This is a genomic window from Paenibacillus sp. sgz302114, from assembly GCF_056120345.1.
Map to the genome: position 1 here is coordinate 1,034,958 of NZ_JBVYOI010000001.1, position 26,530 is coordinate 1,061,487.

Annotated in this window: 25 protein-coding genes and 1 riboswitch; of the genes, 20 read left to right on the forward strand and 5 right to left on the reverse strand. The window is 49.7% G+C overall.

Annotation, left to right across the window (positions count from 1 at the left end; genetic code table 11):
- Position 1: 1 nt before the first annotated feature.
- The 4 genes from AC0LWF_RS04795 to AC0LWF_RS04810 all read left to right on the forward strand — a co-directional run bounded on the left by AC0LWF_RS04795 (position 2) and on the right by AC0LWF_RS04810 (position 3,943).
- Positions 2-871 (forward strand): sugar phosphate isomerase/epimerase family protein, encoded by an 870-nt coding sequence (locus AC0LWF_RS04795; protein WP_474650389.1) that lies wholly within the window; start codon positions 2-4, stop codon positions 869-871.
- A 110-nt stretch (positions 872-981) separates the two neighbouring features.
- Positions 982-1,404, forward strand: a complete 423-nt coding sequence (locus tag AC0LWF_RS04800) for a DUF2203 domain-containing protein (protein WP_474650390.1) — start codon at positions 982-984, stop codon at positions 1,402-1,404.
- Positions 1,405-1,585: 181 nt separating this feature from the next.
- Complete coding sequence (locus tag AC0LWF_RS04805; RefSeq protein ID WP_474650391.1) at positions 1,586-2,755, forward strand: SH3 domain-containing protein; 1,170 nt, start codon at positions 1,586-1,588, stop codon at positions 2,753-2,755.
- Positions 2,756-2,818: 63 nt separating this feature from the next.
- A riboswitch (purine riboswitch) is annotated at positions 2,819-2,915 on the forward strand.
- A 59-nt stretch (positions 2,916-2,974) separates the two neighbouring features.
- Positions 2,975-3,943 carry an EamA family transporter gene (locus AC0LWF_RS04810; protein WP_474650392.1) on the forward strand — a complete coding sequence of 323 codons (969 nt, stop codon included), beginning with the start codon at positions 2,975-2,977 and terminating at the stop codon, positions 3,941-3,943.
- A 64-nt stretch (positions 3,944-4,007) separates the two neighbouring features.
- Here AC0LWF_RS04810 and AC0LWF_RS04815 read toward each other — a convergent pair whose 3' ends face one another.
- The gene (locus AC0LWF_RS04815; protein WP_474650393.1) at positions 4,008-4,193 is read right to left on the reverse strand and encodes a hypothetical protein; all 186 of its coding nucleotides are present in this window, start codon (positions 4,191-4,193) and stop codon (positions 4,008-4,010) included.
- A 302-nt stretch (positions 4,194-4,495) separates the two neighbouring features.
- On the opposite strand from AC0LWF_RS04815, the gene pyrH reads away from it, so the two are divergent.
- Positions 4,496-5,272 carry a UMP kinase gene (gene pyrH / locus AC0LWF_RS04820; protein ID WP_474650394.1) on the forward strand — a complete coding sequence of 259 codons (777 nt, stop codon included), beginning with the start codon at positions 4,496-4,498 and terminating at the stop codon, positions 5,270-5,272.
- Positions 5,273-5,350: 78 nt separating this feature from the next.
- On the opposite strand, the gene AC0LWF_RS04825 is transcribed toward pyrH, so the two are convergent.
- The 3 genes from AC0LWF_RS04825 to AC0LWF_RS04835 all read right to left on the reverse strand — a co-directional run bounded on the left by AC0LWF_RS04825 (position 5,351) and on the right by AC0LWF_RS04835 (position 8,310).
- Complete coding sequence (locus AC0LWF_RS04825; RefSeq protein ID WP_474650395.1) at positions 5,351-5,485, reverse strand: hypothetical protein; 135 nt, start codon at positions 5,483-5,485, stop codon at positions 5,351-5,353.
- Between the two features lie 89 nt (positions 5,486-5,574).
- A complete protein-coding gene (locus tag AC0LWF_RS04830; protein WP_474650396.1) occupies positions 5,575-7,035 on the reverse strand; it encodes an MDR family MFS transporter in 1,461 nt (486 codons plus the stop codon).
- A gap of 657 nt (positions 7,036-7,692) precedes the next feature.
- A complete protein-coding gene (locus AC0LWF_RS04835) occupies positions 7,693-8,310 on the reverse strand; it encodes a thymidine kinase (RefSeq protein WP_474650397.1) in 618 nt (205 codons plus the stop codon).
- Between the two features lie 369 nt (positions 8,311-8,679).
- On the opposite strand from AC0LWF_RS04835, the gene AC0LWF_RS04840 reads away from it, so the two are divergent.
- The 5 genes from AC0LWF_RS04840 (at position 8,680) to AC0LWF_RS04860 (ending at position 12,716) form a co-directional block, all read left to right on the forward strand.
- Entirely contained in the window at positions 8,680-8,907 is a 228-nt protein-coding gene (locus tag AC0LWF_RS04840) for a PHP domain-containing protein (RefSeq protein ID WP_474650398.1), read from the forward strand.
- A gap of 5 nt (positions 8,908-8,912) precedes the next feature.
- Positions 8,913-9,341 carry a hypothetical protein gene (locus AC0LWF_RS04845; protein WP_474650399.1) on the forward strand — a complete coding sequence of 143 codons (429 nt, stop codon included), beginning with the start codon at positions 8,913-8,915 and terminating at the stop codon, positions 9,339-9,341.
- A gap of 110 nt (positions 9,342-9,451) precedes the next feature.
- Positions 9,452-10,423, forward strand: a complete 972-nt coding sequence (locus tag AC0LWF_RS04850; protein WP_474650400.1) for a CehA/McbA family metallohydrolase — start codon at positions 9,452-9,454, stop codon at positions 10,421-10,423.
- 22 nt (positions 10,424-10,445) lie between these two features.
- On the forward strand, positions 10,446-11,813 hold the full coding sequence (locus AC0LWF_RS04855; protein ID WP_474650401.1) for an aspartate aminotransferase family protein: 1,368 nt from the start codon (positions 10,446-10,448) through the stop codon (positions 11,811-11,813).
- A 120-nt stretch (positions 11,814-11,933) separates the two neighbouring features.
- A complete protein-coding gene (locus AC0LWF_RS04860) occupies positions 11,934-12,716 on the forward strand; it encodes a DeoR/GlpR family DNA-binding transcription regulator (RefSeq protein ID WP_474650402.1) in 783 nt (260 codons plus the stop codon).
- Between the two features lie 370 nt (positions 12,717-13,086).
- Here AC0LWF_RS04860 and AC0LWF_RS04865 read toward each other — a convergent pair whose 3' ends face one another.
- On the reverse strand, positions 13,087-13,377 hold the full coding sequence (locus AC0LWF_RS04865; RefSeq protein WP_474650403.1) for a hypothetical protein: 291 nt from the start codon (positions 13,375-13,377) through the stop codon (positions 13,087-13,089).
- A 162-nt stretch (positions 13,378-13,539) separates the two neighbouring features.
- Between AC0LWF_RS04865 and AC0LWF_RS04870 the strand changes: the two genes are divergently transcribed.
- The 10 genes from AC0LWF_RS04870 (at position 13,540) to AC0LWF_RS04915 (ending at position 26,513) form a co-directional block, all read left to right on the forward strand.
- A complete protein-coding gene (locus tag AC0LWF_RS04870; RefSeq protein WP_474650404.1) occupies positions 13,540-13,830 on the forward strand; it encodes a magnetosome magnetite crystal formation protein family in 291 nt (96 codons plus the stop codon).
- 91 nt (positions 13,831-13,921) lie between these two features.
- Entirely contained in the window at positions 13,922-14,350 is a 429-nt protein-coding gene (locus AC0LWF_RS04875) for a PH domain-containing protein (protein WP_474650405.1), read from the forward strand.
- A gap of 20 nt (positions 14,351-14,370) precedes the next feature.
- A complete protein-coding gene (locus AC0LWF_RS04880) occupies positions 14,371-15,465 on the forward strand; it encodes a threonine aldolase family protein (RefSeq protein ID WP_474650406.1) in 1,095 nt (364 codons plus the stop codon).
- Positions 15,466-15,784: 319 nt separating this feature from the next.
- Positions 15,785-17,062, forward strand: coding sequence for a zinc-ribbon domain-containing protein (locus AC0LWF_RS04885; protein WP_474650407.1), 1,278 nt, complete (start codon positions 15,785-15,787; stop codon positions 17,060-17,062).
- 14 nt (positions 17,063-17,076) lie between these two features.
- Positions 17,077-18,237, forward strand: coding sequence for a S1C family serine protease (locus tag AC0LWF_RS04890; protein ID WP_474650408.1), 1,161 nt, complete (start codon positions 17,077-17,079; stop codon positions 18,235-18,237).
- 127 nt (positions 18,238-18,364) lie between these two features.
- Entirely contained in the window at positions 18,365-19,927 is a 1,563-nt protein-coding gene (locus AC0LWF_RS04895) for a spore germination protein (protein ID WP_474650409.1), read from the forward strand.
- Positions 19,928-21,034 (forward strand): GerAB/ArcD/ProY family transporter, encoded by a 1,107-nt coding sequence (locus AC0LWF_RS04900; protein WP_474650410.1) that lies wholly within the window; start codon positions 19,928-19,930, stop codon positions 21,032-21,034.
- On the forward strand, positions 21,031-22,155 hold the full coding sequence (locus AC0LWF_RS04905; RefSeq protein ID WP_474650411.1) for a Ger(x)C family spore germination protein: 1,125 nt from the start codon (positions 21,031-21,033) through the stop codon (positions 22,153-22,155). The genes AC0LWF_RS04900 and AC0LWF_RS04905 overlap by 4 nt, the downstream gene beginning before the upstream one ends.
- 225 nt (positions 22,156-22,380) lie before the next feature.
- Positions 22,381-23,937, forward strand: a complete 1,557-nt coding sequence (locus AC0LWF_RS04910; RefSeq protein WP_474650412.1) for an ABC-F family ATP-binding cassette domain-containing protein — start codon at positions 22,381-22,383, stop codon at positions 23,935-23,937.
- 164 nt (positions 23,938-24,101) lie between these two features.
- Positions 24,102-26,513 carry a glycoside hydrolase family 95 protein gene (locus AC0LWF_RS04915; RefSeq protein WP_474650413.1) on the forward strand — a complete coding sequence of 804 codons (2,412 nt, stop codon included), beginning with the start codon at positions 24,102-24,104 and terminating at the stop codon, positions 26,511-26,513.
- The last annotated feature ends 17 nt before the right edge of the window (positions 26,514-26,530 follow it).

Genomic DNA, 26,530 nt, shown 5'->3' on the forward strand with positions numbered 1-26,530 from the left:
GATGAACGTACAAATTGGAATGCGGATTCCGCCGAAGATTGGCGATGAGGGTATTCAGAAGACGGCAGCTTGGGCGGCTGAGGCAGGACTTGACGTGCTAGACGTATCGAACTTGACTGCCGAAGTGAAGGAAGCATGTTCTGCGGCAGGCATTGGCATTGGTTCGATAGACGCGCACTATACAGCTCAGCTGCTTAGCCGTGATGAGGCGAAGCGCGAGCAAGCGATTGAACTTCAAAAGAAGCAAATCAGCGGCATTGCTGAGCTTGGCGGCAAAGTGTTGTTCATGTGCCTCGTGCCGGAAGATCTTACGCTGCCTCGTCGTGAAGGCTTCGCGATCTTCAAAGATTCGTTCCCTGAAGTTGTGAAGCATGCGGAACAGAACGGCGTGTATATTGCGATCGAAGGCTGGCCTGGACCGGCTCCGCATTATCCGACCCTCGGCTGCACGCCGGAGATGTGGCGAGCGATGTTTGAAGCGATCCCATCGAAGCATTTTGGACTCAACTATGACCCATCGCATCTCGTGAGACTAGGCATCGACTACCTGCGCGCTCTTACGGAATTCGGCGAGCGCGTTAATCACGCTCACGGCAAGGATACAGAAATTCTGACGGATGAGCTCTACGAGTGCGGCGTATTGGAGGCTACCTTCGGCGAGAAGTACGACTTCTCGGAAGGCTCGTGGCGATATACGATTCCAGGCCGTGGCGCTGTAGAGTGGGGCAAGGTTGCGGTACGTCTTGACCGTCTCGGCTACAACGGCGCGGTTAGTATCGAGCTTGAGGATCACAGCTACTGGGGCTCGATTGAAGCGGAGCGTCAAGGCATCGTGAAGGCAGCACAGCATCTGAAGCAATATTTTAAATAAGCGTCAATTGAGTTTGCGGGTTAGCGGCAGGGATCAGGAGCGTGAAATGCGCTTCCCGGTCCCTGTTTTCTTTCTGTGCGAATTTCAAGTAAACTAACGAAGGAGGAGTGATGAATAGCGTGGAGGAACGGATATTTACAATGAGCGAAGCGAATGCGATGCTGCCGCAGCTGCAAGAGGATCTATTCAAGCTGCAGCTGCTAACTCAGCATTTTGAAGAGAAATATGAAGAATTACAGATACTTAAAGGGAAACGTGAGCAAGTTTTGCCGCAAGGAAGTACGGATTCCGACCCTTTCTTCGAGCTGGAAAGCCAGCTTGAATTTATGAGAATGGAGATTGATCTGGGCATAAGCAACTTCGAACGCAAGGGCGTCCTGCTCAAAATGATTAATCCGGGTCTCATTGATTTCCCATCTCTATTGAATGGTGAGAAAATTCTAATTTGTTGGAAGCAAGGAGAAACTCGAATCTCGCACTATCATGGCTGGAATGACGGTTTTATTGGACGCAAGCCGTATCCTGAGTGCTAATATCCGCCCATTTCGGAAGCCTGAAAGCTCAGGCTTCTTTTTTGTTCGTCAAAAGAAGCATGCGCATCGACAAAAGTACAAAATTTTCTCGCAGAAGGTTTGACATGCTTTTCATAAGATAGCCTTTACAATCTAACCTATATCGGAAAGGCCCTAATAAATACAAGAAAGAGGTGTGTTTATGTCTAGGAGCATCCAATGGAATGTAGTGGCATATATGATTATCGCGGCGCTGCTTGCGTCGTTCGTCCTTTCTTTTAACCATACGTTTAGCTTGTGGAGTAGCCGATCCGCCGATACGATATTCCAGCAGAAGTACATTTCGAATAAACCGATGATGATGGAACACGTAGTGCCCTCCTCGATTATCCCCAAATCGGCGTTTCAGCCGGTTACCGTCGTGAAGAAAGCGATGCCGACTCCGGCTATCGCTGCTCCGATCCCCGCCACTGAAAAGAAGAAGCCTGTCGCTATTGCGAGTGCAAAGCCCCTTTATACATATAAAGTAACGTCATTTTATCTCAATGTCCGTTCAGAACCGAATGCGGATTCCAAAATCATGTATGAGGTCAAGCAAGGAACACAGCTGATTGTGTTGTCAAAGGATGATGCCGGCTGGCTGCTGCTAAAGAGCGGTGGTTATGTCCATGGCGGATATGCAACAGTGATTGGCATGAAGCAAACGCCGGCAGAAGTAACCATCGAATCTGCTGAACCTGCTGAACCTGCTGTCTCTGCTGAATCTGCGGTAACCTCGGCAGTTACTTCAACTAAAGCTCTGCAGAGCAAGTCGCTACAGATGGATGTTAGACCCAAAGTACATACGATGAACGTTAAGGTGAGCAGCATTGAAGAACAAGATAAAATGTCATCCGTAGATACGAGTATTGCGGAGGATGATAACGGGAATCCGGTTAAACCGACTTCCAGTGTGAATACGGACTCTGGCCTATCCTCGAAGCAGATTGCACAGCTGCTGAAAGGGACGAAGTTATCGGGCCAAGGGCTGGAGCAAGCGGTACTCAGCATCGAGGAGGAGTATGGCATTAACGCCTTCTTCACGATTGCGGTTATGAAGCTCGAGAGCGGCAACGGGAAGAGCAGGCTGGCGAGGACCAAGAACAACTTGTTCGGCTTGAATGCAACTTCCAGCAATCCGTATCGAAAGGCGTCTTACTTCGAAACGAAAGGGGATTGCGTTAAGAAATTTGGACAACTATTATCGGACAATTATGTGGAGCGGGGCTATACGACGATTGAGAAGGTGGCGAGGAAATATTGTCCCGTAAATTCGAAATGGGCGTCACATGTCCGAAGTATCATGCGAAGCGATTTCAGTAAACTTGCATAATCGAATGGGTGTAATCGGCGGTTGACATTCATAAACTTCTCATGTAACATTCCAAGAAGTGAAACACAAACCGCATACGAAATTCGTATAACCTCACATCAGGGTGGGGGTTTCTACGGGAAGCCTTAACTTCCTAACTACGAATACGGAATTATCTTCATTGATAATTTTGTATTTGCGGTTAGGAATTTTTTATTGCTCGGAGGGGGCAGCTTAGATATGAAATACTTGTTGTCTGTTTTTCTAGGTGCGGTTAGCTACGGCATTCTATCCACAATTGTGGTTCATGCGTATGATGCAGGCTACGATCTCGGTGAAGTCGTCGGGACGCAGCTGTTGATCGGATTTATACTATCATGGCTTATGGTTCTGTATATGAAGGCAAGGAATAAGCGCCAAGTGGCAAAAGAATCTGGTGCGATAAGAGAGAAAAGCCTTACGTGGAAGCAGCGCTTCATGCTGATGTCCGCAGGTATTCCAACCGCACTGACTGGCTTGCTGTATTACCAGTCGCTTCGATACATTCCGAACTCGCTTGCGATCGTGCTGCTGTTTCAATTTACGTGGATGGGTGTTCTTATTCAAGCGATCAGCTCACGTAAACGGCCAAACGGCATTATGCTGCTGACGCTCGCCATCTTGTTCGGCGGGACGTTGCTTGCTGCCGGTATTATGGAGCAAGGCATGGCGGACTTCGACATGACTGGTGTCGTGCTCGGATTGCTTGCAGCTGTGAGCTATTCGTTGTTTATTCTGTTCAGCGGCAAAGCGGTGCCATCCGTACATCCGGCCTACCGCAGTGCATGGATGATTACGGGCGGACTTATCTTCGTTTTCATTCTCTTCCCGCCAACATTCTTGTTTAACGGTGTTATCTGGAGCAGTTTGCTCTTATTCGGTTTCCTGCTCGGTTTGTTCGGCGCATTCATTCCACCCGTGCTGTTCGCCATCGGCGTGCCGCATATCGGCGGCGGCATGGCAGGCATTGTCGGCGCTGCCGAGCTGCCTGTAGCTGTTATGCTCTCAGCAGTCGTGCTGCATGAGCATGTGAGCATGCTTCAGTGGGCAGGGGTTGTGCTCGTCCTGCTCGGTGTTGCGCTCCCAGAGCTTATGAGAAGCATTTCTGGCGGCGGACCGAGAATGAGCCGCAGAACGCGTCTGACGGAAGCGACATCAACGATTCATTAGCATAAGTGAAGCCCGATTCCGATTGTTGCGGAGCCGGGCTTCTTTTTGTCAGTTGTGAATTAGTTTATTCGTTCTCTTCGAATGCATCTGCCGCACTTGCAGCAGCCTGATTCGCGCCATTACTGTTCTCGAACGCTTCTGCAGCTTCTTCAGCAGAGAATTCCGTGTCAGCCTCGCCAGCTACGGGTAGCTTGTTAAGTTCTGTGGATTGGACTTCTGCTTTCGATACACCATTACGCTGTTTAGCCATGTGTATTAGAACCTCCTGCTTCATGTAAGTTTTTTAACAAGCGTTATCGTGCCCGGTATTGGGGTAAGAATATACATTTTGAATTTGTAAATTTTTCCTTGACCCATTTTCCTCTTAACGCATATAATCTTGAACAGGAATAAATGGAGAGGAGAGATGCTGCTTGATTACGAAGAAGCAAAGATGCAACCGTCCAGCAGCGGCAATACGTTCTTTCCTCCAATATTTCGTTCAATGTATTCGCGAAACACTAAAGCCTATGTGCTTTAGTGTTTTATTTTTTTAAGGGGGCTGATGTGCTGATGAGCAAGTACAAGCGCGTGTTAATCAAGCTAAGCGGCGGGGCAATTGCAGGCGAGAGTGCGTTCGGATTCGATCCGGAGCGTATGGAGCACATCGCAAACGAGATTATGTCGGTGGTGGAAAAAGGGATCGAGGTATGCCTCGTCATCGGCGGTGGCAACATATTCCGTGGGAACATGGCTTCACTATGGGGAATTGAGCGCGCCGAGGCAGACAACATCGGGACGCTCGCCACCGTCGTGAACAGCTTAATGCTTCGCGGGGTTCTCAAGGCAAAAGGCAGCCATGAAGTCCGCGTCATGACAGCTATTCCGCTGACATCCGTCGCTGAGCCTTACATTCGGCTGCGAGCCGTTCATCATCTCGAGAAAGGGTATATTGTCATCTTCGCCGGCGGCAATGGCCAGCCGTACGTGACGACGGACTACCCGTCTGTCCAGCGGGCGATAGAAGTTAGCTGCGATGCGCTGCTTGTCGCAAAGCAAGGCGTGGACGGTGTTTTCAGCTCCGATCCGAAGAGAGATGTCAATGCGCGGAAGTTCCGGTCGCTGCATTACAACGATGTGCTGAAGCACGATTTGCGCATTATGGATCAGGCAGCGTTCATTTTGGCGCGGGACTACGAATTACCGATTCATGTGTTCAACTTCGATGAGCCTGGCACCATGAGCGCGATCTGCGAGGGAAAGCATCGGGGAACAGTCATAAGCAGCGAATCGGTGCTCGCGTATGAAACGGTTGAGAAAGAGGCAGAACGCAATAAAGCACCGTCCTGATGAGGACGATGCTTTAGAGTTACATAGGTTGATCGCAACTTTTGACCAATGAAGTTCGCAGTACTGATTGATTAGAGGCTAGCAGCTCTTTCCATCATTATTATTCGCTGGCACATTATCGCTATTCTGCGACAACCGTTCGCCGTATTGATCTAACCGACCGGGATGCGAGGCAGGACCTTTATTCTTCGGCTTGCTGTTTCTTCCTGTCATGAGCTTCTCACCTCCGTCCTCCATAACATGAACGGGGAGAGAGGATTTCATGCGAGCTGAAATAACGTAAGGAAGGCGAGAGGACCTGTTTAACCCATATCAACCATAGGCGTTTGTTGCGCGTCTGCAGAGTTCGATACCTTCGGACGCTTCAGCGTCATAGCAAGTATCAAGCCGAAGATGGCGAGCCCCGCCAGTGCAAGATACGTATCATGAAAAGCATGCGACATCGCGTCTGGCATCGGCTTCTCGCCAGCAGCAGCATGATGATTAGTGCGGCTAACAATTAATGTCGTTAATCCTGCCACTGAGAACGAAGTGACGACCTGCTGCGCAGCGCTAGTCAGCGAAGTGACTCGGCTAACGAGATTGCTTGGCGCAGATTGTATCAGATGCGTGTTCAGCGCCAGGAATGAGAGCCCCATGCCCATGCCTAGCAATGCGCGTGGCAAGAGGAACATAATTGCGTTGTCGCTCGGATCGATGCGCGAGATGAGATAGGCGCCGACGGTTACGATCGTTAAGCCGGTAAGGACGAGCGGCCTAGCGCCGATGCGGTCATACAACCGTCCGCCGATAGGCATGAACAAGCCAGCGGCAATCGCTTGCGGCAGCGTCCACATGCCGGCATGGAAGGCGGTCATGCCCATCAGTTTCTGCATGAAGAACGGGACGGTGAATATAATGCCGAACATAACGAATTGCAGCACCCACTGCACAATAATGCCGCGCGTGAAGAGCGGGGAACGGAAGACGCGAAGCTCGAGCAGCGGCTCTTTCTTCCGAAGCAGCTCGACGATAATGAATCCGATGAGCGAAGCGCCCCCGACAACGAGGCCGATTATCGTTTTGTCCGACGACCAGCTCGTTGAGCCTTCACTAAGACCATAGGACAAGCCAGAGAAGGCGAGAGGTCCAAGAATAATGCCCAATATGTCCAGCGACGTGGACGCCTTCCTCGGCAGCTTTGGCAGAAGCAAGCCGACTAGAATGACACCGAGGATGCCGACAGGGAGATTAATGAGGAAGATCCATTCCCATTTGACATAGTCGACCAAATAGCCGGAAATAATCGGACCAAGCGCTGGGGCGAGGAGAATTGGCATGCCCATAAGGCCCATAATCGAGCCGGCTTTCTCTGGCGGGCTTAGCCGATACGTCATGGCGAATGCGATCGGAGTAACCATACCGCCGCCAAGACCCTGAAGGACGCGGTATGTAATGAGCTGATCGACTGTCGTCGCTGTTGCGCACAGCACCGATCCGATCGTGAACAGGACGAGGGACAGGAGGAATACTTCCTTCGAGCCGAACCGGTCGGTCATCCATCCAGCGAGCGGGATGACAGCCGCCTGTGCAAGCGCATAGCCGGTTACGGTCCACTGCACCATTGTCAGCGTGCTGTGGAAGTCATCCACGAGTACTGGAATGGCGACGTTAACCGCAGTGCTGTCGAGAATAACCATGAAGATTCCCACGATAATTGCGATGAGCGGGCCTACAAGTTGACGCATCGAAGTAAATGGCAATTCTGGAGCTTCAGATTGCATAGGTAATTACAGCCTCCTCAAGTATATCTGTCTTATCTTTCCACTTTACTGAAGTCAGGAGCACCATGTCAAAGAGATTTAACGAACAGTCTGGAATGGCGGAATAAGCCACTATAGACATAACGGGTGGGGATGCTTAGCCGATCAAGTTCAGTATTTCACACCGACCACGCTCAGGAAAAATAAGGGAAAGAATCAGTGAGAGCGGAAAAAAACTCTCTCAACACAAGCCGAGCACCAATGAACAAACAAGAGCGGGAAAACTCTCTCAGCGTCCAAACGCGGGCAATTTCACTAGAAAGCATCACTGAGAGCGGAAAAAAGCTCTCTCAAAACAAATCGAGCCCTCAATGAACAATCAAGAGCGGGAAAAGCCTCTGTCACCGGACAAACTCTGGCTCTTGCGTTTGGGCTGCGCCACACCAAGTTGCCGATTTAGGCATTTCTATAGCTGAGAGTGCTGAATCTGCACTCTCGGAACTTCAAACGGCCGATCATAGTGCTGAGAGTGATTATTATGCACTCACAGAGCTTCAATCGTCCGATTTTCGCACTGAGAGATCAAATCTGCACTCTCATATGTTGTTTAGTATGGAGAGAGCCGCTAACCGCGCAAAAAAACCCGCCGTTTAATAAAACGCGGGTTCCTCTACATCTTTATTCCTCACTATTGCTGTCGCTATCACTATGGCTGCGGAAGGCTTGATTATAGCATCTTCTGCATACCGGCTTATAGTCCTCGTTGCCGCCGATTTGGATCTGTTGCCCTGCATTTACTGGCTGGCCGTCGCGGAACCGGATAACCATCGTAGCTTTGCGGTCGCAGTACCAGCAGATCGTCTTAATCTCTTCGATCTTGTCCGCTTGCACAAGCAGATTGTAGCTGCCTTCGAACAGCTGGTTCTGGAAGTCGTTTTTCAGCCCGAAAGCCATAACCGGAATGTTCAATTCATCAACAACTTGCGTCAGCTGGATAATATGATGTTTCTTCAGAAATTGAGCTTCATCAATAAGGACGCAGTAAATTTGCTTCGGTCCAGAAGTGGAGAGATGTGACTTCACGCTTTCATACAGATTCGTCTGCTCATCAACCGGAATGGCCGCCCGCTCGAATCCGACCCGGGAGCCGACAAGCTCTGCGCCGTCTCTTGCGCTGAATGATGGAGAATAGATGAGGACCCTTTTGCCTTGCTCCTCGTAGTTATGTGCCACTTTAATAATTTCGAACGATTTGCCGCTGTTCATAGTTCCATATTTGTAATAGAGCTGTGCCACGAATGAATCTCCTCCAAGCTATATCATCTATACTCTTTTAACATATTCGAGTGCTTGTGACAAGGAAATGATCTGGACAAAAAAAGGCGCTTAGGAGCAGTCGGCTAGTCCTTAAATGAGAGGATTGTTTTGTTGTTGTTTTAACATGTGGATTTTCGGTAACGGCTTGACCCGCTTCTTGCCGTACCTTCGTTTAAGATTTCTTAATAGATAGACGAGGATCTCAAGATTTCTTTCAATATTGTTAGCGGAGAGTTAAATCTTGCAGCGAAGGATTGAATTGTATTTACGTGCAAGTTATGCTGAACAAAGCAACATGAACTAATATTAAAACCACAATAAACCAAACACCTCGAAGGAGGCATTAACATGGAAAATATGGTATTGATCGACCGCAGCAAGCCTATGTACAAAGGCAATCTTCATCTTCATACCACATGGTCGGACGGAAGGCTGCCAGCGGCTAAAGTCGTCGAGGCGTTTAAGTCGAAAGGCTATCATTTCATCTGTATGAGCGATCACGATATCTACACACGAACAGATGAGTTCGATACCTCCAATTTCATACGATTCCAGGTATGGAACGAGGTGAGCTGAACCCCGTGCGAGAAAAAGATCCCGGTTACCATTTTGGCGCGATTGATGATCCGACGGAAGAGCCGGAGCTTGAGCGTTACGAGCATTTGCAGCAATTCCCGGTGCCGATTCCGTGGGCTGGGGACCATTCGCCTCAGCTGATGATTGATGAATTGCGCGCGTATGGCAACCTCGTTATTTTCAACCATCCAGAGTGGCATCTTACGAGATTCGAAGACATGGTGAAATACGATAACTTCTTCGCGATTGAAATCTACAACCATGCAACGGAGTGGTCGACGGTCAGCTCATACGGCGCAGCATACTGGGATCATGCCCTTCAGAATGGCAAACGAGTCTACGGAATCGCAGCGGAAGGCGTTCCCGCAACGTGGTCCATTCCTCGGCCACTTCGATACCGCCGCTCCGATGACGGAAGCGTCTATGAATATTGAAGAAGACATGACTTATATTCGCGTAGAATGTATCGACTTTGAAGGCAATGTGGCATGGACGAATCCAGTGTTCGTTGCCGACTTGCTTGCAGAATAAGAGACGGATAACTATGACGACGATCATCTATCTAGACGGCAGCAGATGCAAGTTCAAAGGTAATTTGCACACGCACTCCACACGCAGTGACGGCCAATATCCGCAGGAAACTGTCATTGAAGCTTATAAGTCACGCGGTTACAACTTCATCTGTCTAAGCGATCATGAAATCTATTGGAAGTCGGACGCGTTCGACGACGAGCAGTTTATTATGCTGGATGGTTATGAAATGGCTTGCGAGATGAGCTGGCGGGAGACAGGGCAGCAGTACCATATCCACGGACTTCTGGACCGATCGCTCGGCTCGGGTAATGAATTCGAGCACGATGAAGAGCATGTCAAGCCGGATTACGTCAATCTAGCAACGATACAAGAACTGATTGATGAGATGAAGGAGAAAGGCAATCTCGTCATCATGAATCATCCGGTCTGGTCGCGGAATAAAGAAGAGGATCTGCTTCAGCTAGATGGCTATTTTGCAGTTGAAATCTACAATCACCAATCCGAGCTGGACGAAGCGGTCGGCTACGGCGTGCATCACTGGGACTATCTGCTTAAGCGCGGACGCAAAGTGTTCGCAGTAGCGGCAGACGATGCGCATGGCGGACCGATGCATTCGCCGATCTCCGAATTTTTTGGCGGCTGGATCTCCGTGGAAGCAGATGAGTTAAAGCAGCAATCGGTTATTGATGCGATGAAACAAGGGCGATACTACTCGTCAAATGGGCCGGAGATCTACGACATGCGCGTGGAAGACGGCTACCTGAAGGTCGAATGCTCACCGGTTAAGTTCATCAAGTTCATTACACATCCGTTTAACGGACGCAATGTGTTCAATCGGGACGCCTCGCCGGTAACTAGCGCTGCGTTTCGAGTAGATGGGGAAGAAAGCTACATTCGTGTGGAATGTGTTGACTTTGAAGGGAATGTCGCTTGGTCTAATCCCATCTTTCCAGGTGAATGGAAGGTCAGCTCGAAGCAATGACACTCAATAGGAGGTCGCACAGATGGAAATGAAATCATACATGCGAACAGAAGGGGATATTAATTTATCCCCGGAGCGCCAGCTATGGCAGGATCGGCATTTGAGTGAGGATACGTTTGACATCTTGGAGGAAGACAGCCGCTATTTCATTCATCAGTCGATGTCGACGCCATGTCTGAATGTCATTGTGAATGCAGAAGGTATCTATCTGGAAGATCAGGATGGACGCAAATATATGGATTTCCACGGTAACAGCGTTCACCAAGTAGGCTATAAGAATCGTTACGTGCTGGATGCCGTCATGAAACAGCTCGAGGAGCTGCCGTTCCTGCCGCGCCGCTACACGAATCCGGTAGCGATCAAGCTGGCGAAGAAGCTGGCAGAGCTTGCTCCAGGTGACTTGAATAAGGTGCTGTTCACACCTGGCGGCACGAGTGCGATCGGCATGGCACTCAAGCTGGCACGCAAGGCGAGCGGCAAATTCAAGACAATCTCCACATGGGATTCATTCCACGGAGCGAGCCTGGATGCGATTTCGGTCGGAGGAGAAGGGGTGTTCCGCAATCATATCGGCCCACTCCTGCCGGGCACAGAGCATATGATGCCGTTCAATTCCTACCGCTGCATGATGGGTGACTGCGACAGCTGTGGACTGAAATGCCTCGATTACTTGGAATTTATGCTGGAACGCGAAGCCGATGTCGGCGCGATTATCCTGGAGCCGATTCGCAGCACCGATGTGCAAATTCCACCTATCGCTTACTTCAAGCGACTTCGTGAATTGTGTGACCGCTACGGCGTGCTGCTCATATTGGATGAAATTCCGACCGCCTTCGGACGGACCGGCACCATGTTCGTGCATGAGCATTATGATATCATTCCAGATATCGTCGTTATCGGCAAAGGCTTCGGCGGCGGCGTCTTCCCAATGGCAGGGATCATCGTCCGCGAAGGGCTTGATGTCGCTCAAGAGATATCGCTTGGTCATTATACGCATGAGAAGAGCTCGGTCGGCTGCGCGGCTGCACTGGCAACGATCGAATACATCGAGAACAACGGGCTGCTCGAGCATGCTCAGCAGATGGAGCTGTTCCTAAAGGAAAAGCTCTCCGAAATGATGGCGAAGTATGAAGTGATCGGTGACATGCGCGTGAAGGGGATGCTAGCTGCGATTGAGCTGGTGACCTGTCGTACGACCAAAGCGAAAGCAGTAGAAGGCGCCGAGAAAGTGATGTATATCTGCATGGAGCGAGGGCTCAGCTTCAAAGTGTCGAATGGCAATGTGCTCACGCTTGTTCCGCCGCTCATTACAACCAAGGAGCAGCTGGAGTGGGCACTGGAGCAGATCGAAGAGGCGATATCAGCAGTATTTTCGAATAATGTCACATAAAACAATATTAATCATCAACAACAACACAAAACATTAACGTTGATTTAGAAGGACAGTATGACTAGCCAGCCATATCCTGCTATAATTAATGCAATGAAGAATTAACAAGGGGGTTAAAGCTTGTCCCTTGCAGGTGAAGAGCGGAAGAGAAGAATTATAGCAATGCTTAGTGAGCATGGCAAAGTCAATGTAAGCGAGCTGTCTCGGCATTTCGAAGTGTCGACGGAGACGATTCGCCGCGATCTTGATGAGCTGGAGAAGGACAATAAGCTGAAGAAGGTCTACGGCGGCGCCGTTAAGAATAAAGCAGATATCGAGCTCGCTTACTCAGAGCGAGAGATTATTCACGCTGAAGAGAAGCGGATTATCGGCGCATTGGCGGCGAACTTAATCGATGATAACGACGTTATCGTCATCGACGAAGGCAGCACTGCGATGCAGTTGCTCCATTGCCTCGAAGGCAAGCGGAACTTGACGATCTTCGTCTGTTCGTTTCCGACGCTAACACTGCTGATTGACTATTATAATCGTGGCTCGTTTGAAGGCAAAATCATTTTTATCGGCGGTGAAGTGAATCCGAAGCATCTGCGTGTCTCAGGACCGATCGCTGAGAAAATCATGGAGGACTTCTACGTAAACAAGTCTTTCATCTCCGTGGACGGCGTGTCGCTGGAGAATGGCCTCACTAGCTACGATTATGATCGTGCGCTGTTCACTCGCAAGCTGATCCGCAGTGCAGAGACTGTCATTGCGCTGGCGGACGAGTCCAAGATTGGCAAGAGGACGGTCGCGAAGATCGCTGAGCTAGGTCAAATCGGATATGTCGTCTCGAATATTGCTCCGCCTAGCGGTTGGCGGCAAGGGCTGCAAGATTTAGGCATATCGTGGATCCACCCGGAATAGAGATAGATATCGTTAGAACGGATTCAAGCTCCCTGTGTGCTAGCTGTTTAAGCACAGAGAGCTTTTTTTGCATTTGCTATGTATTTCGGTAATCAGGATTGGACTTTTTCGGCTTTATCTGACTCCAAAACCGTTCGAACAGCTCGACAGTCACAAAGTCAGGTTGGCGTATCATGAGGTGTACCAGTCATCATCCTAATAAGTAAAGCTTGTTGTTACACCAATTATAGAACAAATGTTCGCATATAACAATCTCAACCACGTTGTTTATCATATCCTAGTGCATTAAAAAAACAAGCTGTCGGTGCATCGGCAGCTTGCTTCAAAATTAACATGGAATTGTGAGTGCTTTAAGTGTTCGCCTATCTGTTTACAATTTGTTCTTAAGATCCATAAAGTACTTGAATACAACTCCGAATGCGCCGACGTAGTACGCGGTTAACATGATCCAACCCGAAGTGTCGAAGGAAGCATCCATGTTCGCCATTAAGAACAATGGGAGCACATAGTACATCATGTCTTTCAGATACATTGTGAACATGTCGCTAGTCATGCTGCCTGCCATCAGTCCTTTGTAGAGACCAAGCAAGAAGTTCAGACCCATCATGCCAAGAACAACCCACATCGAATATTGCATCCAATCTGTAAGTGCAAATGTCATTTAGAATCACCTCCCCCTGAGGAAGAGTGTTAATGCATACGTTATCATATGTGGGATAGTCCGAACGGGTACGGGACAACGTCCTAAATGCTGGAAAAAGAAACTTTGTACAGGCAATCGTCGTATAAGCTTTCAAATCACTTGAAGAGGTGGGGGCAGAAAATGGAATCGAACAAAATCATTTCAGCTTTATGTTATTTCAGCATCTTCTTCGCGGGCTTCATCGTACCGGTTGTCATCTACTTTGTAACGAACGATTATGAAGTGAAGCAGCACGCCAAGCGCGCTTTATTCTCCCATCTCATCCCTTTGATCGCGTTGCCGCTGTTCTTTGTTTCGATTTTCGGAGGACATGTTGGGTCGATATTGTTCGTTGGACTAATAGCGGCACTATTAGGCTTTACAGTTGTGATCTGGAATGTGGTGATGGGCATTCGCGTGCTCAGTCGGTAATTCAAGATATACAAATGGAGGAAAATGACAGAAGTTGACGAATACTATCGAAGCACGTCACTTTATGAGGAACGCATAGGAGGACTAGAGCATGGCAAACCTATTAGGCGGGTTGTTTGGCAACTATTCAGAAGTATCCGTACCCGAGTTAACGAATCAATATGGCGTGTACTTAATGCCGAATGAAAAAATCCAAATGGGCTTTAAGCTTGTTCGGGACTCGTTCATCATTACAGATGAGCGCCTTATCTTCATTGATCATCAAGGGGTTACGGGGAAGAAGACGCGAGTCGCTTCAATCCATCTGGATTCCATCATTGATGTGACGATGGAGACCGGGGGCACGGGCTTCGATGATAGCGAATTGACGATACATTACATCACTTCGCCATATTACAAAACAAACAATTTGCAAGTCTCCAGCTATAAGTTCGAGTTCGGCAAGAAGTTTAATTTGCAGCCGATCTATGTGAATTTCCTAACACTCGCGCACCAAAACCACAAACGTTTAAACGGTTAATAAGGAGCAAGAGCAGCATCATGGCAGAACAAACTTTACTAGAAGCGTTTCATGCAGCACCATATCCAGTTACAGGTAACAGCAAATGGAATGTCAATCAATTGCTTGAGGCTTTCCAGTCCGTAGATGGGGAGCAGGACAGTGATATTTATGGAACAGGCCGGATTATCGAGGAGTTCCAAGCGAAAATAGCTACATATCTAGGTAAGCCATCGGCGGTTTTCTTCCCGAGTGGAACAATGGCGCAGCAGATCGCACTTCGTATTTGGAGTGATGGCGCGGGCAATAAGAAAGTAGCCTATCATCCGCTGTGCCACCTGGAGATCCATGAACAGAACGGCATTCGCGAGCTGCATCATCTGGAGCCGGTGCTTATAGCCGATAAGAGCAGAACGATAGGACTTGCAGACATTCAGCAGCTGGATGAGAAAGCAGCTTGCATACTGCTGGAGCTTCCGCAGCGTGAAATTGGAGGCACTTTGCTGCCGTTCAGCGAGCTTGAAGCGATCTCGGCTTATTGCCGCGAACGTGGAATTAAGCTGCATCTGGATGGAGCGCGGTTATTCGAAGTGCTGCCATATTATAAGCGTACCGCAGCCGAAATCTGCCAGTTGTTCGACAGCGTCTACGTCTCGTTCTACAAAGGCATCGGCGGCATTGCAGGCGCCATTCTCGCAGGTGACGAGTCATTCACGGCCGAGTCGAAAATATGGAAAAGACGCCATGGCGGCGATCTGATCAGCTTATATCCGTACATCATCAGCAGCGATTATTATTTCGAGCAGCGTCTGCCGAAGATGGAGCAGTACTACCTCGCCGCAGTTGAGCTTGCTGAGCTGTATAACAGCTGCCAGCATATCGAGACGAAGCCGCAGGTGCCGGTCTCGAACATGTTCCATGTTCATGCCGCAGTGCCGAAGGAGAAGCTGGAGCAATTGTTCAAAGCGATCTATGCGGAGACAGGCGTCGGTCTAACACGCTATATTCGTGAAGTGGACGAGAATAACAGCTACTACGAAGTTAGTCTCGGTGACCGCTATTTGGACTTGCCGAAGGGCAAAATCCGTGAGGCGTTGCAGCTGTTGGATATGCGACTAGCAGAGTCGAAGCAGTAATCGTTGATTGAGACATGTGATCAAGAAGAGTAGGGCTGTCCCAAAAGTCACGAAAGTGACAGAGGGATGGCCTTATTCTTTTTTGTGCACAAATCGGCTCATTTCGCTAATAATGCTCGCCAATAATCCGCCAAATGAAGTCCACAAAACCAACTACATTTTCTCATCCTCCGTTCTTGCGCCGCTCGGAAGTGGCTTCCTTATCAAATTTTGGATAAATAGGACTTAAGAAACAGGAATTTCCTTATAAATGTCGAATCATGTGATGCTGTGGTCATGCCTAGCCAATCATACCTATACCACGGATGGAGGATTCTACATGTTTTGTGTACAATGCGGAAACCGCCTGCTGGAGGAAAGCAGGTTTTGCAGCAAATGCGGTAATCCGGTTCCAGCGAGTGAACCGATACCGCCTGAGGTGCTTGAAGAGCTGTCATCGGGCGAGAGTGAGGCAGCAGCGTCACTTGCAATTGCGAGTCCAGCTTATGAGGATCAACCCAAAATTGAAGAGGCGGATGCGCCTGTCGAACGGAAACAAGCGACTATAGCCAAATCGCGTACAGTGCTGTGGGTGCTGCTTCCAATACTGAGCTTCCTGCTCGTCTCGATCGGAATCGCAGGGGACTACTTGTATCAGCAGCATATTACGAAACAGGTTGATGCGATGATCCGAACAGCGGAGCAGCTGTCTTTGGATGGCAAGTATGCCGAAGGCCAGCAACAGATCGAGCTTGCATTGAAGAAGCGCCCCTCCCATCCGGTGCTGCTGAATGATCAAGCTGTTTTGGCTGATGTTCAGAAGCTGGTTGGAACCATGCAATCTATGGACCGCCAAGCGGAAGCAAAGCAATATGAGCAAGCGCTCAAGGCAGTCTCGGAACTGAAGAAGACTATTGCCTCGCGTAGTGGCGCGGTGTATACACGACTTGCCGGCCAAGCTTCACTCAAGGAAGAGACGGTTACCGTTTTGCAGGTGTCTGACCGCCTTGCGAAGCGGAAAACAGTGACTGAGCTTGTGCCGCTGCTTGCGGATCTCAAGCCATACTCTGGGGACGCAGCGAAGAAGGCAGTACAGCAAGTGAAGCAGAAAATCGTCGACCTCTCCTATGAGAAAGCGTCAAAGGAGCTGCAAGCGAAGAACTTTGAACAAGCGCTGCAAACTGTCGATGGCGCGCTCAAGCAAGACGCCCAAAATGCGAAGCTGCTCTCGCTGCAGAAGATGATAAATACAAAGCAGAAGGCATTCGAGGAAGCGGAGCAGCAGCGAATTCAGAAGGCGATTGAGGCATCGACGAAGGAGGATGTGCGCAATCGGACAGAAGGTGTCCAATTGGTAGATATCCACACCGGCGTTGATGATTACGGCAACTTCGTAGTAAGCGGTACGGTTAAGAACGTCGCGACAAGATCTGTCAACTACGTGACTGTTTATTACGACATCCTCGACAATTGGGGGAATATCCTCTACAGCGATACGCTGTATGTAACGCCATACGATTTGCCAATAGGCGAGCAGGGCAGCTTCACGAATAGCTATTATAATGACGGCTCATTAACATCGGTGAACGTAACTCGCATCGAATGGCAGTTGGAATAGGAGGGGCATGCAACATGAGACTAAGAAGCTGGTTATCGTTATCAATATCTGTGTTTATCTTACTGGGAGGCACAGCAGCCGTATATATGCTGGACCAGAGATGGGACAACCCTGTTGTGGAAGCGGCGTCGGCGCTGGGCAAGCCGGGGGCGAATCCTTCTGCGGCTCAAGTGAAGCATAGTTTAAAAGAATTGATCCAAGAGGATCAGAAGAAGGTCGTCTCCATCGAGGTGAACGTGGAGGAAGGCAAGGCAACCGGCTCGGGCTTTATCTATAATGACAAAGGCGATATCGTCACCAACGCGCACGTGGTCGAGGATGCGACCGGAATTACGGTCAAAGCCTCCGACGGTAGTTTGTATGTGGGCAAGTTAATCGGGATTAATCCAGATAAGGATATCGCGCTGCTTCGTGCCGATGGGCTTGCAGGCCGAGAGCCGCTTGCGATCGATGCGGAGACGAATGTCGACATCGGCGATGAAGTGATGGCTTTCGGCAGCCCGCTCGGGCTCGACAATACTGTGACGACGGGCATCATAAGCGGAGTCGACCGGGATTTCGAGATTGAAGAGACGAAGTATAAGGGGCTTTATCAAATTTCCGCGCCGATTACGCATGGTAATAGCGGAGGACCGCTTGTCCTGCAGGCAAGCGGCAAAGTGATCGGAATTAATACGGCTGTCCAAGAGCAGGGGGCGATCGGATTCAGCATCCCAATCGGGCAAGTCAATGCGCTGCTCGAAGCGTGGAGCCAGCATCCCGATGAGGAGTTGGCGAAACAGTCAACTGCGACTTCGGGTGCGGGCGACACAGATAACGAAGCGTATACGAAGGAAACGATGTCGGATGGAGCGGATTATATCGTCCAACGATTTTATGAGAGTATTGGAAGCAAGGACTACGTGAACGCGTACAGCTTGCTCGGTAGCGATTGGCAAACGAAGACGGATTACGAAGCTTTCCGAAAAGGCTACCTGTACACGCTCGAAGTCTACATAAAGAATATATCGGTTTCATCGGCTGACTCGCAATCCGCGATCGTCGATGTCATTATTGAAGCGACGGAAGATAAGCAGGGCAGCGATGTTGTTGTCAACTCCTACAGCGTTCAATACACAGTTAAACCAGAGAATGGGTTGCTGAAAATCATTTCTGGAAAAGGGAAGAAACTATAAAATAAATCATTCGCAGACCGCCACTAGTTGGCGGTCTGCTTGCATTTTACGAATAATTTCCAGCTCGAATTGGCACAATGAGGAAACGGATGGAACGATCCTGAACACGAAGGATGGTGGAGCGACTGTGGAATTCTTTTTTCGTTTATTCAAGTTATTAACTCACCGCCAAATCATCATAGAGAGACAGTCTAGAGAAGACCATACGCCGGATCGCGGCACAGTTGAATCAAGCTTGAAGGCAAATCTGGTTCAATTGCAGACGATCTTCAGTAAAGCGCCAGATCTGATTATAAGGACGTTTATCTATAAACAAACCGGACAAAAGGCGGCACTCGTCTATCTATGCGGCCTCGTTGACAAAAATTCGATCAACAACAATGTGCTCTACCAGCTCATGTTCGAGCCGATTGTGGGTGACGAGCAAATAAACCATTTGCCCATTACGATCGGCGATCTGAAGTCGACGACGCAGTGGAGCAACATTGAGCTCATGCTGCTTGAAGGGCATAGCATTCTGTTTCTGGATGGCACTGAGCTGGCGTATTCACTTGACACACAAGGCTGGCCGCAGCGTGCAATTTCCGATTCGCAGATCGAAGCATCGCTGAAAGGAGCGCATCAAGGCTTCATCGAATCTGGCTGGCAGAATGTTGCTTTGCTGCGCCGCATGATTAGCACGAGAGAATTGAAGATGATTGAGCTTTATGTCGGCAGCCGGGTGCGCAGCAAAGTGACGATCCTTTATTTAGAAGATGTGACTTTGCCGCAACTCGTCAAAGAGATGGAGAAACGATTAAGGTCATTAAACATCGATTGCATCCTCAATACAGGTGAGCTTGCGGAATATATTGAAGATCGGCCGTTCTCGCTGCTGCCGCAGCTCATTACAACGGAGCGTCCAGATACTGCAGCATCGCAGCTGCTTCAAGGGCGAATATGCGTTGTCGTTGACCGATCATCGAGCGTGCTGATCGCCCCGGTCGGCATTGCTGCCTTCTTCCAAGGTATTGATGACTACAGCACGCGCTGGCCGGTTGCATCCTTCATGCGAATATTGCGAGTCATCGCTTGTTTTGTCGCTGCTTTTCTGCCAGGAATCTATATCGCTTGTATTTCGTTCAATGTGGAGGTAATTCCGCTAGATCTGATTCTGTCGATTGGTCAGTTTCGGGCAGCCGTTCCTTTCCCCCCATTGGTTGAAGCACTCTTAATGGAGCTCATGCTTGAGATGCTGCGTGAAGCCGGTATTCGACTGCCTGCGCCTGTCGGTCAAACAGTCGGCATTGTCGGAGGTATTGTCATTGGGCAAGCCGCGGTCCAGGCAGGGATCGTAAGCAACCTGATGGTCGTTGTCGTATCGTCAACCGCGGTAGCTTCCTTCATTTTGCCGAACTACGATATGGCTGCCGCAATTCGGCTCATCCGTTTTCCAGTCATGCTCATTGCATCCTTGTTTGGAATTATTGGAATCGTCGTTTGCTTCATGACACTGGTTATACATCTCATTCAGCTGCGTTCGCTTGGCGAATCTTACAGCTCGCCGATCGCGCCAATGCGCATTAGTGACTGGAAGGACGTGTTCATCCGGCTGCCGTTATGGAACATGAAGAAACGGCCGGAAAGCGTCCGATCGCAGCAGAAGACGAGAATTGGACCCAAACATCAGCTTAAAGGTGATGATGATTAGATGGATGCAGCACTGAAACCAAGTAAAAGCACTCAAATTACGACGCTGCAGTTTATTCTCATTATTCACAGTATGCAGCTCGGGGTCGGCATCCTCTCTTTGCCGAAGGATCTTGCCGATATTAGCGGTACGGACGGCTGGATCGCGATTATTTTAGGCTGGCTTCTCTCAACATCAGCCAGCTTAATCATGGTATTGATTATGAAGAGGTATCCGAACGGCACCATTATCGAGCTGATCGAGCATTTTTTTGGCAAATGGATCGGGAAGCTTGCTATGGTGGTGTATGGCATCTATTTCCTCTTATACGCTTACCTAATCTTTGACCGTATGGTACTGCTAACTCAAAGTTGGATTATGCAGCAGACTCCAACCTGGGTAGTGATGCTGCTCTTCGTCATACCTGCTTATATGCTGATCAAAGGTGGCGTTCGAGATCTCGGACGCTTTGCGGAAATTACGTTTCTTGTCTCCATTTGGATGGTGTTCGTCATTTCCACTTTGTTTAATGATGGCAATCGGCTGCACTTGCTGCCTGTACTCAAGGAAGGCTGGATGCCGGTCATTCGTTCGGTCAACACGACAATCGTCTCCTTCCTCGGATTCGAGTGTATCTACTTCATATATCCGTATCTCGAGAAGAAGCAATCAGCTACCAAGGGTGTTATCATAGCCAATTCGTTCACGATGCTTGTCTATCTCTTCATAACTATTATTTGTTTTCTTGTGTTTAGCCCCGATGAGATTACCTATTTCAATGACACCGTCATCTCTGCTGTGAAGATTATCGAATTTCGATTCATTGAACGCTTCGATCTCGTGATGTTGTCCTGTTACTTAATGGTCATTGCGAAGACATGGATTACGGCACTCTATATGTCGGTTTATTGTTCAAGCAGGTTGCTTATCGGAAAATACTATGTGCATGCCGGATTGCTATTGGTAGCAATGGTTGCGTACAACTACGTTTGGAATGGTGGCTGGGTTGCGAGTATAGATGCGACTGCCATGTTTAGCAAACTTGGACTTTGGGTTGCTTTTATATCACCCGTTTTCATATGGCTGATTGTTCTTATTATGTCGCAATTTAAGAGGTGGCAGAATTGAGTCATATAAAGAGGACGGCACTACTGCTGATTACGGTTAGCCTGCTGCTTACTAGCTGCAAGGACCGGCTAGATCTTGAGAATGTCACGCTCGTCCTTATGGAAGGTATTGACCTCGATAAAGACAACAACCTGCTTATCTATATGTCCAGTCCGGTTTTCAGCAAGGAAGCGAAGAAGAAGAATGAGGAGACGGTTGTAAAGGCGATGTCGCCTCGGGATGCTCGTGGTTATTTTGAAGCGAAGGTATCTGCATTAGTGAGCACCGGCAAGCTTCAGAACTTGCTTGTTGGCAAGAAGCTGCTGCAGCATCCCTATTGGTACAAGCTGCTGGATGTATTATTCCGTGATGCAAAGGTGCGGGCGAATGCAAGAATTATTATGGTAGACGGCAATGTAGGTGACGTCATGTTCTTCGAGCCCGAGGACAAGCGCAGACTACCGCTTCATATCGCCAAATTAGTCGATACGGCCCATATGCGCAATCTTGTTGAAAAAACGACGTTATTTTCAATGCAGAGACTGCTCTATGAGAAAGGCGTTACCCCTTATATCACAGAGCTGCGCAAGGAACCGAAGGAAATTCGATTAAAGGGCACGGCGCTATTGGATAATGATGGGAAGTACGTGACGAGCCTGAATTTGGTGGAGAACGAGTTGCTGCAGATTTTGCAGGATGAGAAGTTCCAAGACCTGACGTTGACTGTTGTTCTTCCGGAGAAGGATAAGCCAGGTACTGTCTTTCATATGGGCACGGTGAGCTTCTATATCAAGCAAGTGAACCGCAAGATCAAAACCTCCTACAAAGACGGCCGCTTCCAGTTTAAATATGACTTAAGTCTTCCTATACAAATTACGGAGAGGTTATTCGATTATAATATCCAGGATGATGCGAACAAGCTCGAGAAAATGATTGATCAGCAACTGACTGAGGAGCTGAAGAAGCTTGTGAGCAAGTTACAGAAGAACAAAGTGGACCCGATTGGACTGGGGCTCTTCGCCCGGGCGTATCAGTATCACAATTGGAAGAAGGTTCAGGACGAGTGGCCAGAAGCTTTCGCGGAAGCGAAGATCGATGTACGCGTGCACACGGGCATTAAAGATTATGGTGAAATCAAATAGTGGGCACCTTCGCACTTCGCGTGGGTTGCCGATTGGGAAGCCGCGTGAGCTGCTGAGAGTGACGGAACAGCCCGAAGCGACGCAGAAGGAGAGGATCTGTGCGGCTCGGGTTTTATTTTCGTAGGTTCGGGCGAATCTCGTTATTGAGTTGCCAAGCGCATGACGCTATAATAATACGAGAAAAACTGTGAAGTTACAAAAAGTCTAAGCAGAAAAGGTGCAATTATGAGCATATTAAACGTAGAACGACTTAGCCACGGCTTCGGTGATCGGGCGATCTTTAATGACGTCTCGTTCCGGCTGCTGAAAGGCGAGCATATTGGACTAATCGGCGCGAACGGCGAAGGCAAGTCCACTTTCATGAACATTATTACAGGCAAGCTTCAGCCGGATGACGGTAAGGTCGAATGGTCCAAACGGATGCGCGTCGGCTACCTCGATCAGCACGCGGTTCTGAACAAAGGAATGACGATCCGCGATGTGCTCAAAGGTGCTTTCCAATATTTGTTCGACATGGAACAAGAGATGAACGACATGTATGGCCGCATGGGCGAAGTGACGCCAGAAGAGCTTGAGCAGATGCTCGAGGACGTCGGTACGATTCAAGATACGTTGACGAATCAGGATTTCTATATGATCGATGCGAAGATCGAAGAGACGGCGCGCGGTCTCGGCCTCACTGACATTGGTCTTGACCGTGACGTTCATGACCTCTCCGGCGGTCAGCGGACCAAAGTATTGCTTGCGAAGCTTCTGCTTGAGAAGCCGGACATCCTTCTTCTCGATGAGCCGACGAACTATCTCGATGAGCAGCATATCGAATGGTTGAAGCGTTATCTGAATGAATATGAGAATGCCTTCATTCTCATCTCTCACGATATTCCGTTCCTGAACAGCGTTATTAACTTGATCTACCATATGGAGAATCAAGAGCTGAACCGTTATGTAGGCGATTACGATCACTTCATGAACGTACATGAAATGAAGAAGCAGCAGCTAGAGTCTGCGTTCAAGCGCCAGCAGCAGGAAATCGCTGATCTGAAAGACTTCGTTGCGCGCAACAAAGCGAGCGTAGCGACACGGAATATGGCGATGTCCCGCCAGAAGAAGCTCGATAAGATGGATGTCATCGAGCTTGCGAAGGAGAAGCCGAAGCCGCAGTTCAACTTCAAGGATGCGCGGACTTCCGGTCGACTGATCTTCGAGGCGAATGACCTCGTAATCGGCTACGACTCCCCGCTCTCGAATCCGCTGAACCTGCGCATGGAACGCGGACAGAAGATCGCCCTTGTCGGTGCCAACGGTATCGGTAAGACGACGTTGCTTCGCAGCATTCTTGGCGAGATCCAAGCTCTTTCCGGCTCGGTACAGCTTGGTGAGACGCTGCATATCGGCTACTTCGAGCAAGAAGCGAAGGACGCGAACTACAATACATGTATCGATGAGATTTGGAACGAGTTCCCTTCCTTCAATCAGTTTGAAGTACGTGCTGCGCTCGCGAAGTGCGGTCTTACGACTAAGCATATTGAGAGCAAGATCGCGGTGCTCAGCGGTGGCGAGAAGGCGAAAGTTCGTCTCTGCAAGTTGATTAACCGTGAGACGAATCTACTCGTGCTCGATGAGCCGACGAACCACTTGGACGTAGATGCGAAAGATGAACTGAAACGCGCGCTCAAGGCGTACAAAGGCAGCATCCTGATGATCTCCCACGAACCGGAATTCTATCGCGATGTCGTAACCGAAGTGTGGAACTGCGAGTCTTGGACGACGAAGGCTTTCTAAATGGTATGTATAGCGGCGGCTCCGATGACCTGGCCTGAATGGCCCGGCTCTTCGGAGCTGTTTTTTTATATGTAGATATGAAATAAAGGTAATTTGGCGCGTATTCGCTTGACGGTCGATCGGGCAAAAAGCTACATTGTCATTATGTGGAGAGGGGGACGAGTATGTTGAAGCTTCAATATGACAGAGCAGCAAACGTATGGACGGAAGCGCTTCCAGTTGGGAATGGCCGACTCGGCGCGATGATATATGGCGGTGTTGAGCAAGAAGAATTGCAGTTGAACGAAGATACGTTATGGTCCGGTTATCCGGCTGACGGTACGAATCCGCGTGCGCGGGAGGTGCTCCCTGAGGTACGCAAGTTAATTGCAGAAGGTCGTTATGTAGAGGCAGATAAGCTGTCCAAAGAAATGATGGGACCGTATACGCAGTCGTATTTGCCACTTGGTCATCTGCGGCTTAAGTTTGAGCATGGTCATTGCTATACCTCCTATGAGCGTTCGCTTGACTTGGAGGAAGGAATTTCTCGGGTTCGTTACTCGATTGGATCAGTAAATTACACGCGTGAAACGTTCGCATCCTATCCAGATGGCGTAATTGTGATGCGATTAGAAGTAAACGAGCCTGGTCGACTGAGCTTCCATGCGCAGCTGGACAGTCTGCTTCGGTTCGAGACGAAGCGGGACGGTGACCGCTACGTAATCGGTGGCGTTGCTCCGGAGCATGTCGCGCCAAGCTATTATCCGGTTGATTATCCAATCGTCTATGCGGAGGATCCCGCTTCGTCGCGAGCGGTCGCTTGGGAAGGCGGACTGAGCGTCAGTCTTGGCAATGGAGGAGGGCGGTGGTCGATTGACCAGAACGGGCTGCACGTTGTCGGTGCAACGAAGGTCACGCTCTATTGGAGCGGGGCGACGAGCTTTGAGCGGTTCGATGTTGTACCAGGCAGTGGAAGCAGACAGCCTGGGCCAATTGTTGCTGCTGCGCTGGAGGCGGCTGCTGCAAAGCCGTATGAGGAGCTGCGCGCGCGGCATATTGCCGATTATCAGTCGCTCTTTGGTAGAGTGGAGCTGAAGCTCGGCTCAGCTGCTGCGCCGATTGGTATGCCGACGGATAAGCGCATTGCGCAATACGGCGCGGAAGATCCTGCACTCGTGGAACTGCTCTTCCAGTATGGGCGTTACTTGATGATCGCAAGCTCTCGCGAAGGAACACAGCCAGCAAACCTGCAGGGCATCTGGAACAAGGAAACACGGGCGCCTTGGAGCAGTAATTATACGATTAATATTAATACCGAGATGAATTATTGGCCCTCGGAAAGCTGCAATTTGGCGGAATGCCATGAGCCGCTGCTTACCTTCGTGAGCAATCTCGCAGTGAACGGCGCGCGGACGGCGTCCGTTAATTATGGTGCGCGAGGTTGGACAGCGCATCATAATTCGGACATCTGGGCTGGAGCGGACCCTGTCGGGGATTTCGGGCATGGCGATCCGATTTGGGTGAGCTGGCCGATGGGTGGAGCTTGGCTCAGCCGGCATCTGTGGGAGCATTACGCATATGGGCGAGATGAAGCTTATCTGCGTGAGAAAGCCTATCCGATCATGAAGGGAGCGGCACTATTCTGCCTCGATTGGCTGATCGATAGTGGCGAAGGCAGGCTCGTTACAAGCCCATCGACTTCGCCTGAGCATAAGTTCCATACAAAGGATGGGCTGGCTGCCGTCAGTGCAGGCGCAGCGATGGATTTGGAGATCATCTGGGACTTGTTCACAAACTGCCAGGAAGCAGCGGCTGTGCTAGGCGGCGATGATGAATTCAGCTCGCAGCTTGCCAAAGCGAAGGAGCAGATGATGCCGCTCCAGATTGGCCGTCATGGTCAGCTGCAAGAGTGGACGAGCGGCGATTTCGAAGATGAGGACGTACATCATCGCCATGTATCGCATCTGTTCGGCGTATTCCCTGGGCGGCAACTAACAGAGCATGCTGCGCCCGAGCTGTTTGGCGCCGCTAAGCGAGCGCTTGAACGCCGCGGCGACGATGGAACAGGCTGGAGCTTAGGCTGGAAAATCTCACTTTGGGCTCGCTTTGGAGATGGAGACCGTGCACTGAAATTAATCTCGAATCTGCTAACAGTCGTACGTGAGAACGACCCGAATGGTCATCATGGCGGAGGCATCTATCCGAACCTATTCGACGCGCATCCGCCATTCCAAATCGATGGCAATTTCGCTGCTACAGCGGGTATTGCGGAGATGCTGCTGCAATCGCATCAATGCGCCTTGCAGCTGCTGCCTGCGCTTCCTAGTACTTGGACGAGCGGCTCAGTGCGGGGGCTGCGTGCACGCGGAGGATTCGAAGTCAGTCTCCGGTGGCAGGATGGGGCATGGACGGAGATAGAAGTATTTTCAGTTAGCGGTGAGGAGTGCGTAATGGCGTTAAATGCGGACGATGTTACTGCTGCTTTGTCCGTGCGAGCATCGGGTAAAGATGGAGAAGTGGCGACACGAGTCGTTAACGAGGGCCGCATATCGTTCGATACGGTCGCAGGCGAACGGTACGTGCTACAGCGTAAGTAGTGCGCAAGTCATGCACA